Below are 12,657 nucleotides of genomic sequence, written 5' to 3' on the forward strand. Positions count from 1 at the left end.
AGCCCCCCTCAAAACAAGGTATCCCTGAGGGCCGTGGAAGACCACCACGTCGATAGGCCGGAGATGTAAGCATGGTAACATGTTCAGTTGACCGGTACTAATTGCCCGATAGGCTTGATTTGATTCAGAAATAGTCAGATTAAAATTTGTATCTCTCAATCACGTACAATTGGTGTACGTTGCATTTTATTCGGTTTGGTGGCTATAGCACAAGTGAAACACCCGGTCCCTTCCCGAACCCGGCCGTTAAGCACTGTCGCGCTGATGGTACTGCATCTTAAGGTGTGGGAGAGTAAGTCACCGCCAAACCTAATAAAATGCAATATACACAACCTCTGTCGCGGGGTGGAGCAGCCAGGTAGCTCGTCAGGCTCATAACCTGAAGGTCAGAGGTTCAAATCCTCTCCCCGCAACCAAAATTAAGCGAACAAATACAATAACCTAAGAACGTAACGGCTTCGTATCTCATCGAGCGCCTCAGAAATATTGCCGCGTTCGTTGCTACGTTAGAATACTGTAAAACATGCCTGTAACTTCTTTTTCGCGTTATATAGAAATCTGGGCGTATTGAGATGATACTCAATCAACACCAGATAATATACGTTAGTAAACTGTTGGAGATCTAGCTTGCTCAAATGGGTATAACTCATTCCCCAACGATTGAAATGACAAAGTCCCCGTTATCGGAAGTATGAGGGGGTTTTGACGCATACATTGATAGGACGGTGGATAAGGTAAACTTTGTCAATTGATAAGAGTGAAGCTGCCCAAGTAGTGGCAGTACAGGAATAATAAATAGGTTCTTGAGCATAGGTGCGTGTCATAAAATTTTTGATTGGCTGTGAGAAAATTGTTTCATTCTCATATTATAACTGCTTAATAATTAAAATGTTGAGTAACTGATGTCTTGTGGAGATAATTTTATCAATGCTTCTTAGGAAGCGCATAATAACCAAGAAATACCAGACCAGCTAGATAGAATGATTGACGAAAAGGCGGTTTGGATTTCATTAACGAAATCAGGTCTTAAAACGCATGCTCGGAATAAAGTTCAATGGTTTGATCTCATTCGAAACTCCCGAGGCGGGGTGACTTTTAAGTCGCTATATCAAAGTATTAGTGCATTGGTCTTAACCGGACTTACAATGGAAGAAAATGGTGAGAATATCTTTATGATTTTCGCTGAATTGTCGTATGGTAAATTAACTTCACTTCAGCATGTTCGAAGGTTGAAGGGTTAACCTACTTTGCTGCCAACTGTTGGAACGTTATTTTGAAAGACGCATTTTTGAAGAATTTTATTTCACAAAGCTTAACAATTACTAATTCTAAAGCACGATTTGTGGAGTTCTTATATGCCCATGAAACGAGCATGTACAGTAGGGTGCCATTGATTGCATGAGGTTTAATTTTGATTATCTTCCTGCTATTGGCCTGGGTATCACGCAAATCATGGGCTACGGTACACTCATGTACGCCTACGCTGTGCTTTTGCCGCATATGGCGATAGAACTTGGGCTGAGTCTGAGCCAGATCTTTGGTGTACTTTCGGCAGGTCTGTTGTTTGGCGGGCTTTTCTCGCCTCTTTCAGGGAGCCTGACGGACCGTTTTGGCGGCCGTTGGATAATGGTAGGCGGTTCGCTCGTTGCGGGGCTGGCTTTAATCTCCATGGGTCAAGTCACCAATTGGCAGCAGCTTCTTGTCACGATCATTGTTGCTGAAGGCGCGGGCATGTTCGTACTGTATAACGTTGCCTTTGCCGCAGTGGTGCGCCTTGATCTGAGCGTTCCCGCGCAGCGCTCAATCTCAATCATCACTCTTTTTGGTGGCGTTGCCTCGACAGTTTTCTGGCCGCTGACACTTTTTCTATTCAATGAACATGGCTGGCAGACTACCTGGGTCATCCTCGGGGTGGCTTATCTTATTGTGTGCCTACCGATTCATGGGTTTGCTCTACGTGGTCCAGCACATCTCACAGTATTGGAAAATCAGGAAAAAGGAAGCGATTGGCCTGAGCTGCAAGGCGCTGCCCGTAAGCGTGGGATGCTTTGGATGGTAATTTCCTTTATCTTCTCTGGTTACCTGATGGGTGCTGTAATGGCTCTTTGGGTTACTAATGTACAAGACCTTGGGCATACTGTGGCTATGGCTGCCCTAGCCGGAGCCGTCATAGGACCCTTTAAGACGGTTGGGCGGTTTTTTGAAATGCTTATCGCTAAAAACATGCACCCGCTGGGTACTTACCTTCTCGCATTATCGCTCCAGTTTATTGGTTTTGCTGTACTTTTGTTTATTGGCTTTACATTGCCTGGACTCATGATAGCAGCCGCAATCTATGGAATGGGCGATGGCATTAAAACGATTGTTCGCGGAACGCTTCCACTCGCACTTTTTGGTAATAAAGGATACGGGGTGCGCTTGGGATGGATTGCGTCCGTGTCAATGGCAGTCAACGCAACCGCTCCATTTGTCTTTGCCTGGTTAACGCAAACTTATGGTGGATGGTGGAGTTTCGCAGTCATGGCGCTTTGCGTATTTGTTTCATTCCTCGCCTATATGAAAATTGAAGATCCAAGAAGGAACCTTGCTTATGACTCCGCTTAAAATTGGCGCTTGCCTTGCTCCGCGTGAAATTGAAGATCACCGCAACTGGCTTTTTGACTCTGATCGCGACATTGAGTTGCAGGGGTTCAGTCTGCATAAAGATCTGACGACCGAATTCTAAGATTGCATTAGCGCTGCAAGAAAAGCATTAGCTGGGTTTCAGGGGCGTCTTGGAGTACATGGGCGGTGTGGCAAGTTGATGACGAACTGATGCAATTTATGTTAAATTAATATTATTTCATCTTGTTTCAACTCCTGAGGAGTTTGCAGTAAGCTCGTCACATGGAAAATTGTTTTCGTAATTCGTTTTTCTGAACTTTGCCCATTGAATTTCTTGGCAGAGATTTTAATACAAAGTATTCCTTGGGTTGCTTATAGCGAGCTAATTTGTGATTAACAAAAATCTCAGTTTCGCTTTTATCGAAACTTTCATTTTCTGCCATCACAACAGCAGCAACCACTCGTTCTCCAAAATCGGTGTCCGAAATACCAAACACTGCTGTTTCATCAATTTTCTCTAGTTCGTTCAGCACATCCTCAATCTCTTTGGGGTACACGTTGTAACCCCCAGTTATTATCAAGTCCTTTTCTCTACCCACAATCGATAAGTATCCATCAGAACTCAATTTCCCTAAATCACCTGTAATAAAAAATCCATTTTCCTTTAACTCAAGAGCAGTTTTGTCAGGCATATTCCAGTAACCCTTAAAAACATTTGGTCCACGTACTTCTATCATGCCAATCTCGCCGTCGGCATTTTCCCTTCCCGTTTGTGAATCATTTATTTGGATTTCAACATCAGGTAAGGGTTTGCCAACCGTGCCAGGTCTTCTTTCACCATTGTATGGATTAGAAGTGATCATATTTGTTTCGGTCATTCCATATCTTTCTAGAATGTAGTGGCCTGTCCGCCTGGTAAATTCTTCATGAGTTTCGGCTAAAAGTGGTGCACTTCCTGAGATAAATAATCTCATATTTTTTGCAAGGTGCGCTGTAAGTCGTTCATCTGCTAACAGCCGGGTATAAAAAGTTGGGACACCCATTATAAGTGTTGAAGCGCGTATTGCCTCAATAATTTCGGTGATTTCAAATTTCTGTAAAAAGGTTACCTCAGCCCCGGCCAGTAACGCCGTATTTAAAGCCACAAATAAGCCATGGGTGTGGAAGATTGGTAATGCATGAATAAGAATATCATCTTCATTGACTTCCCATAAATTTTTCAAAGTTTTTGCATTCGAGAGCAAGTTATTCTGCGTTAGCATCGCCCCTTTGGACCGTCCTGTAGTGCCGGAAGTATATAGAAGGGCGACTAAATCATCAGGTCCCCTATCTATAGTGTTGAATGTTTTCGACAACATATTGGCTTGAGATTGCAGGCTGCCTTGCCCATCTTTGTCCAAAGTTAAGACTTGCGAAGCAACTTGGTCTGCGATGTCCTCTAGCTCTATTCGTTTCTGCGGGTCACATACAAAGATTTTTGGAGAAGCATCTTTGATGAAGTACGAGATTTCATCTTTCTTATAATCTGTGTTTAATGAAAGAAAAACACCTCCTGCTTGAATGGTCGCTCCGTACAAGATGACCATTTCTATAGTTTTAGATGCCTGTACTGCAACTCGGTCTCCAGGCTTAAGGCCATGTTTCAAAAGTAGATTTGCAACCTGGCTTGTTCGTTCAGAAAATTGACGGAAACTAACAGTTGGCTTTCCAGGTTGCCTCAAAAAGCATGCGTCATTAGTTGCATGCTTACCTATCAGATTGTCATACAAAGGATTAGCCATTTATCAAAATTTTAATCTTCTTACTCAGTTAATTTATTTAGGAATTCACATGATCACAATTTAGCATAACCTTCGGGTTTTTAATATTATTGTTGTTTAATGAAAAGTTTTAAATTTAGGGTTTTGTTTCCTGATTTTACAAAATTGTAAAGAAGATCAGTATTATACCAGAAAAATTACTTTACGTTATTTTCGAGACATGTAGAAAGTTAGTTCTTGGCTTGCTAAACTTACGTTAGCCATAGGAGGGACTAAAATGGATCAAACTTTAAGAGCATCTATTCAAACAAGTACATTCTATTATTTTATGATAGTGATGGTGCTTACGACAATTTCTCAATTATCCACAATGATGGTTATTGTATTTGCGGATATTGAGGGAAAAGAAAGTGTGGTTGCGGCTTCAGTCATTGGGCCGTGTTTAATTGGTTCTTTTGGGATAATAAGACTACTTACAAATATGACACTTTTAGTCAGTGATATGGATGATAAGATGAAGAGCTCAAACTATGGGAATGCTATGCAGTCAATACCGTTTCCCATATTAAAAATACTTTTTGCGATCATCTTTGTGGTAATCGCCCTAATCCAATTGAGCGCTATATATTTGACATAAAATTTTATTTAATAATATTTGAGAGCGATGTTACTTGAAATAACAGGTTTGTGAAAATGCTTCGTGATTACAGTTTATTGGGGCCTTCTGCTAAAGATGCTGAAAAAAAGGGACTGGCTGCTGCAAAGTGGTATCATAGTGATATCTCAAGAGAAGACATGAAAGACCTTATGCAGCGCAGAGATTTACCTGCGATTAGGGATATTTTGATATATTATCTCTTACTTTTATCAACGGCGATCCTGGGTGTTTTGCTATGGGGCACTCTTTATTGTATACCATTTTGGCTGGTTTATTCCCTGCTTTATACAGCGGGTGCCGACAGTAGGTGGCATGAAGCAGGCCACAGAACGGCATTTAAAACCCAATGGATGAATAACTTTGTTTATCAAATAGCTTGCTTTATGCTTTTTCGGAATCCAGTTTTATGGCGGTGGAGTCATTCAAGACATCATACAGATACAATCATTGTTGGTCGCGATGCCGAGATAGTAACCATGCGGCCGCCAGATTTAATCAAAGTTGCAATGCTGTTTTTTGGTCTACACACCTTTGAGGGTTTGAAAGCAACTTTTCGTCACGCAGTGCAAGGATTGAGTGAAGAAGAGCGGGAGTTCACGCCTCCTCAATATGTGGATGAGGCGCAGAAAATAGCAAGAGTATGGGTTTTAATTGTGATTTGTGTGGTGCTTTTAGCATTGATTAAAAAATCTATTTTGCCACTGATGCTTGTCGGCGTTGGTCCAGCTATTTTAGGCTCATGGCATTTAATTATGACAGGTTTGCTCCAGCATACTGGTCTGGCTGATAATGTACTTGACCACAGATTAAATACTCGGACAGTCTATATGAATTTCTTTAGTAGATTTATATATTGGAACATGAATTATCACGTGGAGCATCATATGTTTCCCATGGTTCCATATCATAATCTTCCGCGATTACACCGGCTAATTAAGCATGATTTACCTGAACCAAACCATGGTTTTGTAGATGGATTGAAAGAGGTGTTTTATGCTTTAAGACGGCAGCTAAGTGATCCTGAGTATCGGATTAATAGGGAGCTCCCATCGACTGCAAAACCCTACAATCATCATTTATCTGATGCGGTATAATTTTTAAAAGTTTCCCATCTATGACAGGAAACTACGTTATGTGAGTAGTGTGTCTATTTCATTTCTATCTGGCATTGATGGTGCTGTGCCTGGTCGTGTTACTGAAATGCTAGCTGTGGCACATGCAAAACGAAGTGCTTTATCAATTGGCATTTCCTCTGCTAATGCTACAGCAAGTCCTCCATTAAAGGCGTCTCCAGCACCAGTAGTCTCAACAATTGGCCCAACCTGAAATGATGGTTGATGGACTATTTGTTTACTATCTTTAAACAGTGCACCTTGTTCCCCAAGCGTAATTACCGCAGCGCTGGCACCTTTTTCAAGTAACTTATCTGCTGCAACCTCTGCATCACTAATAGTTTTAACAGGTATCCCGGTAATCTGTTCTGCCTCTATTTCGTTTGGAGTAACAAAATCGCATAGTCTTAGAATATTTTCACCCAACGGTTGGGCAGGAGCGGGATTTAAGATAGTGATTGACCCCCCTTCTTTAGCATAAGCGAGAGCTGTATTCGCAGCATCAAGTGACTGCTCAAGTTGTGTCATAAATACGCGTGATCGTTGAATTAATTCCCTATTAGCCAATATATCATCGTCGTTTATATCTGCAGCGGCTCCAGGGCTGACGATTATTGCATTATTTCCACTGCTGTTTTCTATAAAAATATACGCTGCACCAGTGTAGCTATCCGAATGCTGAGTCACATGTGGTTCGATGCCAGATTGTTCCCAAAGTCTTATGGCCATGTTGGCAAAATCGTCTTTTCCAAGGCGTGATATAAAATGTACATTTCCCCCTGCCAACGCCGCAGCGACTGCTTGGTTAGATCCCTTGCCTCCCGGTCCTAGAGAGAACTCATTTCCGATTATTGTTTCGCCCATTTCTGGTTGGCGCGATGCACGGTATGCTGTATCCGCAACAAAGACCCCAAGAATTACTATATTTTTATTAGACATTTTTATCACTCTTCTGGTGGTATGACACCTTTTCTAAGCATAAAGCATCCATAAAACCGTCGTTCTCCAGTCTGTATGACGGCATAACTGGTTTTTGCAAAATCATAAAAAGCAAAGCGCTCGATTGAAATCATAGGTCTTTTTCTCTCATCATTCTTTATAATTAATTTTTGCACTTCCTCTTGGACAGGTGGTAGTGTGTCTGGTTCTCCCACGATCTCCATTCTACCTGCGAAATCATCAACAAATGTATCCAAAGGCATAACGGAAAGAATCGCATCTATGGTTTCAGCAGCACTTAAATTCTCCATCCTTAAAAGTTTTCCATAAACTGTGGATCTTGATATAGAGTCTGACGGAAAATTTGTATCTGCGACTATTAAAACGTCTCCGTGACCCATCAATCGCAAAGCATGAAGTACTTCTGCGTTTAATCTATTATCTATTCCTTTTAGCATTAGTGGCCTCCTAAAATAAATGGTTCAAGTTATACTATTTCCGTTTTCTGAATCGAATATGTGCATATTGTTTGGCTTCACGGTTAAATGGAGCTTTTCTCCAACCTCGAAGTTCCGTCGTTCCCTTGAAACTAATGTTATTTCTGATCCTTCTATATCGCGAAGGACAACATGTGTTTCGGGTCCAGTGGGCTCTATTACAGAAGCTGTTGCGGATATCCCTGAGTCAGTGATTATTAAGTTCTCTGGACGAATACCTATTTTTATTTTCTGGCCAGCAGAAATATGTTTGGTTTCATTTAATGGAAGAGTACCGCTATTAAGACGTGCAACTAACTTATTCTCATGAACTTCAACATCCCCAGTAAAGAAATTCATCGCGGGGGATCCAATAAAGCCTGCCACGAATTGATTTGCAGGATTATCGTAAAGGTCCAAGGGAGAGCCAATTTGTTCGATAACGCCGTTTTGTAATACAACAATTTTATCAGCCATTGTCATCGCTTCAATTTGATCATGCGTTACATAAATAGTTGTCGTTTTTAAGCGTTGGTGTAGTTCTCTAATTTCTGTTCGCATTTGTACGCGAAGTTTTGCATCTAGATTAGAAAGTGGTTCATCAAAAAGAAAAACTTGTGGATCCCGCACAATTGCTCTTCCCATCGCCACCCGTTGTCTTTGGCCGCCAGATAATGCTCTTGGATAGCGGTCTAAGTATGGGAGCAGGCCTAGAATTTCTGCTGCTTTTTGCACCCTATCCTCAATATCATTTTTAGATAAACCCTTCATTCGCAGAGAAAAAGAAATATTTCCTCGCACAGTTTTATGGGGATAGAGAGCGTAGTTCTGAAAAACCATTGCAATGTCTCGTTCGGCTGGGGGGAGGTTGTTAACCAAACGTTCATTAATATGAATTGATCCACCGCTTATGCTCTCTAAACCTGCAATCATTCTGAGTAATGTGGATTTACCACAGCCAGAAGGCCCCACTAAAACTACAAATTCACCGTCATGTATGTCGATGTCTAGGCCATGTAGAACTTGCAGGTCATCATAGGATTTTTTTAAATCTCGGATTGTTACCTCTGCCATACTACGTAAACCTTCTGATGTTTTTCTTTTCACAACTAATATTAAAATTTTCGTCTGTCCATTACTTTAGCATACTAACATGTTAGTTCTTGACTTGTTAAGCGGTCACTGAGAGACTGATATTATCAGTATTCAAGAGAATCTCTTTGAGATGATTTTGAGTTTATTGTTAAGTAATTTAGTAGAGCTAACTGGGAGGAAGATCTGTGAAAGTAGACTTATACAATGCTATAGTTTCTGCGCAAATGAGCCGACGTAAAATGTTGAAGGGTTCGGCGAGTTTAGGTGCAGTTGCTGCAATGGGTGGCTTAGGAGGAGCCGCCACTGCTGGTGCACATGGAGGTGTGCGAGCTGAAATTATGAAGATTCCTGGTGTCGGGATGGGATCACCTGGTGACCCTGAGTGGCAAAAGGTTGGTGAACTTTGCATGGGACCAGTAAAGGAGAGAGTTGCAGAGGGAGAATTCAAGGGCGTTGAGTTGACCTTTATGGGTTTGAACAACCAAAACTTGCATAACTTTCTTTTCAGAGGGTTTTTAAAGCCTTGGGAAGCGTACACAGGGGCAAAAATCAATTGGATTGATTTGGCTCAAGCTGATTATAACCCAAGGCTACAACAGTCAATTGCTACTAAGACTGTCGACTTTGACATTATAGAGATGGGTGCACCTTTCGAGGGTGATACCGCTGGTCAGGGTTTGTTGAATGAAATGCCTGAATGGGTGAAGGATCAAATTGAGTATGATGATTTGGTTGGATACCTGCAACCACCAGTAGGTACATGGGACGGAAAAGCCTACAGAATAAATATTGATGGTGATTGTCATACATTTTGTTATCGAAAAGACTACTTTGGCACAGGGTCGATTACTGGGCGAATGAACCCACCAAATACTTGGCAAGAAGTCAATCAGATATCTAAAGATGTTGTTGGCAAGACAGATCCACTCACTGGGCTTCCAGCGCATGGATTCTTGGATCCTCTTAAGGGATGGGGCGGTTTCGGAATGTATTTCTTGACCGATAGAGCCGGGCCTTATGTGAAACATCCTGATGATCCTGCTTTCTTATTTGATATTGATACTATGAAGCCTCGTATAAACAACCCGGGTTGGGTTCAGGCGATACAAGATGTTATGGATCTCATAAAAATAGAGGGTGCGTATCCAGCAGATCAAATAAATGCTGATCCTGGTACTACTGGATTCCAACAGTTCCTTGCGGGAACTGGGTCAATGCTCACTTGGTGGGGTGATATTGGATCTAATGCTCGCACATCTGATACGTCGGTAATCGGTGATGTGGTTGGATTTAGCGCTATTCCTGGCTCTGATCGAGTATATAACCATAGCAAGGGTGCTTGGGAAAATACCTATAATGAGGCACCAAATAATGCTTATCTCGGTTGGGGTGTATACGTAACTAATCGTGTAGAAGGTGATGCTAAAAAGAGGAAAGCAGCATGGTCAGCCGCAGCTCATATCGGCGGTAAAGATATTTCGCTTTGGACCTCAGCCTATCCTTCTGGTTTCCAACCATATAGAAATTCACATTTTAATTATGATGAGTGGGAAGCGGCTGGTTACGATAGAGCGTTCGTGGAAGATTATTTAGGTTCAAATCTCGATACTTATAATCATCCAAATTCGCTAAATGAGCCGAGAATCCCTGGTATCTTCCAATACTATTCTGTAGCAGAGGATGAACTTGCGAAAGGTTATGCAGGACAGTATGGATCTGCACAAGAAACTGCTGATGCTATAGCGGTCGCATGGGAAAAAATTACCGATCAAATCGGTCGTGAAAGTCAAATAAAGCTGTATAAAGCTGCATTGGGGCTTTAAAAGAAACTTGCGAGGCCGATACTTGAATATCGGCCTCAGCAACTACTGCTATTTTACAGGAAAATAGTTCATGAGCACAGAAGAAGGTGACAAGCTTCACGTTGTAACGGCTGATGATATTTCAAATAACAAAAAACGATTAGGAAAATTCCTCGTTTGGGGTTCGGCCATAATTCTGGCCTTTACGCTTTTTATACAGGCTTTAGATACGAACTCTTATCTTACTATTGATCTAGAAACGTGGCGACCATCATTATATGCATATGTTTTTTGGGCTTTTTGTTTGTGTGTTTCTCAGGTTTTAACTCGTGGAGAGCATGGAAAACGAGTTTTATTCGTATTGCCGGCCGCGCTCTTCGTCATTTCTATGGTGGTATTCCCACTTTTATTCGGATTAGTAATAGCATTTTCAGATTGGAACCTTTCGTCCCCAGATGGCCGAACTTTTAATGGTCTGGACAATGTAAGGCAAATGTGGGGTGATCCTTTTTATTGGAATGCCTTAAAGAATATGGTTTGGTATACGACTGTTATTATAATCGAATATGCCGTAGCATTTGGCCTTGCTATATTACTAAATAGTCAAATCCGAGCTCGTAAATTCTTTAGGGTAGCCTTTCTTTTACCATTAATGCTGTCTCCTGTGGCGGTTAGCTGGATGATTGGAAAGTCAATGTTGGAGATTAGATTTGGGCCAATATCTCGTTTTTTACGCTGGCTTGCTTCTGAGCCATCAGAAGATCTTCCAGCGCTTTTGTACTATCCTGGTATTTATATTGCTGATCTTGCACAGTGGTTTGGCTGGGCTAGCCCCTCATTTTTTGGCTCTGCTGGTATTGCTCGGACAATGATCATGGCCATGGATGCATGGACCTTTATACCATTTATGATGATCATGATTTTGGCTGGACTGCAAGCTATTCCCCGTGAACTTTATGAAGCGTCTGAAGTCGATGGCGCATCTCGCTGGCGTCAGTTCCTGGAAATTACATTTCCGCTAATGCTACCGGTGAGTATCACAGCAGTCCTGATAAGGATAATTTTTAAGTTAAAGCTTGCAGATATTATTATAAATATTACTTCAGGTGGGCCAGGAGGCGCCACAGATAGCGTTACAAGCTTTATTTTTCGTGAATATAGAGACCGATCGAATGTCGGGTATGGTACTTTGTTAGCGATAGTATATTTGGTCATTATTGTCATAGCTATGACAATTCTCATTAAGCTCGCTGATCGATGGATGAAGCCAAGGTATTAATATGAATAATCAAATTTTCAGAGATAGTGAAAGCGATCGGCAATTTTCAGCATCTTGGCTCACCGGTCGTGTATTTGTCTACTCGATCCTTTTGCTCTGGGCGTTTATATGTCTTTTCCCCATTTATTGGACCATTACAACATCATTTAAAATGGCTCCCGATGTAATGAAAGGTAATATAATTCCTTGGGTCGACTTTACTCCCAAATGGCTTGGATGGCGTTCTTTGGGTCTATCGCCAGAAACAATTGGAATTGAGTCAACTGTAAGAGAAGAGTTTCTCAAACGGTTTTGGAACTCCGCTATAGTTTCAGTTTGCTCTTCTATACTTGCAGTTGGCTTGGGGAGTTGTGCGGCCTATGGTCTGTCCCGCTTCAATTATCGCTTTGGTTTTATGAGGAATTCTGACATTTCATTTTTCTTTTTGAGTCAGCTTATACTGCCACCTGTGGTGCTAGCTTTGCCTTTTTTGGTTCTGTATAAATCGCTAGACCTATTGGACACCCGCATCGGGTTAATTCTACTATATACGCTGACAGTTTTACCCATAGTGATATGGATTATGCGAGACCAGTTCAGTTCGATACCTACTGAACTTGAAGAAGCGGCATTAGTTGACGGTTTGTCGATTTGGGGTGCTTTTACAACAATTATAATGCCAATAGCACTTCCGGGCATGGTTGCAGCATTTATATTATCATTAGTACTCACTTGGAACGAATATTTTTTTGCTGCATTATTAACATCCTCTCATGCAAAAACTTTGCCTGTTATGGTGGCTAGCCAGACTGGTTCACAGGGTATTTCATGGTGGTCTATGGCTGCATTATCCTTTGCAGCTATTCTTCCTTTAATTGTAATAGCCATTATACTTGAGCGCTATATTATTAAAGGTATGGCTGCAGGTGCGGTTAAGTAAACTCAAATTATTT

Annotated in this window: 11 protein-coding genes, 1 tRNA gene and 2 rRNA genes; 10 read left to right on the forward strand and 4 right to left on the reverse strand. The window is 41.5% G+C overall.

The annotated features are described in order from the left end of the window. The 5 genes from ACTF5Q_RS02255 to ACTF5Q_RS02275 form a co-directional block, all read left to right on the forward strand. Positions 1 to 122: ribosomal RNA gene (locus ACTF5Q_RS02255) — 23S ribosomal RNA — on the forward strand; the annotation flags it as partial. A 72-nt stretch (positions 123 to 194) separates the two neighbouring features. After that, positions 195 to 309 (forward strand): 5S ribosomal RNA (rrf, locus tag ACTF5Q_RS02260). A 30-nt stretch (positions 310 to 339) separates the two neighbouring features. Next, a tRNA-Met gene (locus ACTF5Q_RS02265) sits at positions 340 to 416 on the forward strand. Between the two features lie 564 nt (positions 417 to 980). Next, entirely contained in the window at positions 981 to 1,241 is a 261-nt protein-coding gene (locus ACTF5Q_RS02270) for a hypothetical protein (protein ID WP_438953083.1), read from the forward strand. Between the two features lie 157 nt (positions 1,242 to 1,398). Next, the gene (locus tag ACTF5Q_RS02275; protein WP_438953084.1) at positions 1,399 to 2,604 is read left to right on the forward strand and encodes an MFS transporter; all 1,206 of its coding nucleotides are present in this window, start codon (positions 1,399 to 1,401) and stop codon (positions 2,602 to 2,604) included. A 278-nt stretch (positions 2,605 to 2,882) separates the two neighbouring features. On the opposite strand, the gene ACTF5Q_RS02280 is transcribed toward ACTF5Q_RS02275, so the two are convergent. Further along, entirely contained in the window at positions 2,883 to 4,385 is a 1,503-nt protein-coding gene (locus ACTF5Q_RS02280; protein WP_438953085.1) for an AMP-binding protein, read from the reverse strand. A 256-nt stretch (positions 4,386 to 4,641) separates the two neighbouring features. On the opposite strand from ACTF5Q_RS02280, the gene ACTF5Q_RS02285 reads away from it, so the two are divergent. Both ACTF5Q_RS02285 and ACTF5Q_RS02290 read left to right on the forward strand, forming a co-directional pair. Next, positions 4,642 to 5,001 (forward strand): hypothetical protein, encoded by a 360-nt coding sequence (locus tag ACTF5Q_RS02285; RefSeq protein ID WP_438953086.1) that lies wholly within the window; start codon positions 4,642 to 4,644, stop codon positions 4,999 to 5,001. 56 nt (positions 5,002 to 5,057) lie between these two features. After that, on the forward strand, positions 5,058 to 6,116 hold the full coding sequence (locus ACTF5Q_RS02290) for a fatty acid desaturase (protein WP_438953087.1): 1,059 nt from the start codon (positions 5,058 to 5,060) through the stop codon (positions 6,114 to 6,116). Between the two features lie 36 nt (positions 6,117 to 6,152). Here the strand turns inward: ACTF5Q_RS02290 and ACTF5Q_RS02295 are convergent, their stop codons facing one another. From ACTF5Q_RS02295 to ACTF5Q_RS02305, 3 genes are read right to left on the reverse strand one after another with little or no spacing between them, the layout of a single operon-like run. Continuing rightward, a complete protein-coding gene (locus ACTF5Q_RS02295; RefSeq protein WP_438953088.1) occupies positions 6,153 to 7,073 on the reverse strand; it encodes a ribokinase in 921 nt (306 codons plus the stop codon). Positions 7,074 to 7,078: 5 nt separating this feature from the next. After that, entirely contained in the window at positions 7,079 to 7,531 is a 453-nt protein-coding gene (locus ACTF5Q_RS02300) for an RbsD/FucU family protein (RefSeq protein ID WP_438953089.1), read from the reverse strand. A 24-nt stretch (positions 7,532 to 7,555) separates the two neighbouring features. Continuing rightward, positions 7,556 to 8,623 (reverse strand): ABC transporter ATP-binding protein, encoded by a 1,068-nt coding sequence (locus tag ACTF5Q_RS02305; RefSeq protein ID WP_438953090.1) that lies wholly within the window; start codon positions 8,621 to 8,623, stop codon positions 7,556 to 7,558. Between the two features lie 206 nt (positions 8,624 to 8,829). On the opposite strand from ACTF5Q_RS02305, the gene ACTF5Q_RS02310 reads away from it, so the two are divergent. From ACTF5Q_RS02310 to ACTF5Q_RS02320, 3 genes are all read left to right on the forward strand, one after another. After that, the gene (locus ACTF5Q_RS02310) at positions 8,830 to 10,467 is read left to right on the forward strand and encodes an extracellular solute-binding protein (protein WP_153692749.1); all 1,638 of its coding nucleotides are present in this window, start codon (positions 8,830 to 8,832) and stop codon (positions 10,465 to 10,467) included. A gap of 70 nt (positions 10,468 to 10,537) precedes the next feature. Then, positions 10,538 to 11,725, forward strand: coding sequence for a carbohydrate ABC transporter permease (locus ACTF5Q_RS02315; RefSeq protein WP_438953091.1), 1,188 nt, complete (start codon positions 10,538 to 10,540; stop codon positions 11,723 to 11,725). Position 11,726: 1 nt separating this feature from the next. Beyond that, the gene (locus tag ACTF5Q_RS02320; RefSeq protein WP_438953092.1) at positions 11,727 to 12,644 is read left to right on the forward strand and encodes a carbohydrate ABC transporter permease; all 918 of its coding nucleotides are present in this window, start codon (positions 11,727 to 11,729) and stop codon (positions 12,642 to 12,644) included. Positions 12,645 to 12,657: the final 13 nt, after the last annotated feature.

This window comes from Candidatus Salinivivens marinus (genome assembly GCF_965655845.1).
Taxonomy (GTDB): Bacteria; Pseudomonadota; Alphaproteobacteria; order Rhodobacterales; family Rhodobacteraceae; genus Salinivivens; species Salinivivens marinus.